The following is a 903-nucleotide window of genomic DNA, read 5'->3' as shown; positions in this document are numbered from 1 at the left end:
CTGCCAGCGCACATGGTGCCAGCACGCCTGATGCGACTGGAGACGATCCCTCTGACCAGCAACGGCAAAATCGACCGCAAGGCCTTGCCAGAGCCGGAAGGCAGCATCCATACGGGAGCAGCCTATGTGGCCCCGCGAACTACGGTGGAACAAGTATTAGCTTCGGTGTGGGCTGGGGTGCTGGGCGCAGAAGCCGTAGGTACGCAGGATAACTTCTTTGAACTGGGCGGCGATTCGATCAAAGCACTGCAAGTGTCGTCCCGATTGTTGCAAGCAGGCTATCGACTGGACATGAAAGATTTGTTCAGCAATCCGACGGTAGCGTCACTCAGTCCTTTACTTCGTACAGATGGCAAGATGGCCAGTCAGGAAGAAGTCGTAGGCCAGGTGGAACTGACACCCATTCAGCGGTGGTTCTTCGAGCAGCAGCCGGTAGACCTGCACCACAGCAACCAGGCGATGATGCTGTATCGAGCTGGGCGGTTTGACATAGAAGCGTTGCGCCGTACGATGGAACGTATTGTCCAGCATCATGACGCATTGCGCACGGTATTCCGTGAGACGGAGCAGGGTTATGTCGCTTGGAACCGCAGTGTGGAGGAAGGCGAGCTATACACGCTGGACATTATAGATTTTAGCGGAGTGGAAGACGAATTCACCGCTGTAGAAGCTAAGGCGAGTGAAATTCAAGCGAGCATTCATTTGAGCGAGGGTCCACTTGTGAAGCTCGGTCTGTTCCATTGCGCTGAGGGCGATCATTTGCTAATCGTGATTCATCATTTGGTTGTGGACGGTGTATCGTGGCGTATTTTGCTGGAGGATTTGGCATCCGGTTATGAGCAGGCTGTTGCAGGTCAAACAGGCACAGCTATTCGACTGCCGCATAAAACAGATTCTTTCCAG

The 903-nt window shown here is 53.9% G+C and carries 1 protein-coding gene; it reads left to right on the top strand.

The window, feature by feature from the left end:
- On the top strand, positions 1-903 hold a 903-nt coding region (locus tag NLX78_RS26350), incomplete at both ends, for a condensation domain-containing protein (RefSeq protein WP_254351923.1).

It is taken from the genome of Paenibacillus sp. Lou8.1, from assembly GCF_024213565.1.
Classification (GTDB): Bacteria; Bacillota; Bacilli; order Paenibacillales; family Paenibacillaceae; genus Paenibacillus; species Paenibacillus polymyxa_B.
This window is presented reverse-complemented; position numbering and strand designations above follow the sequence as displayed.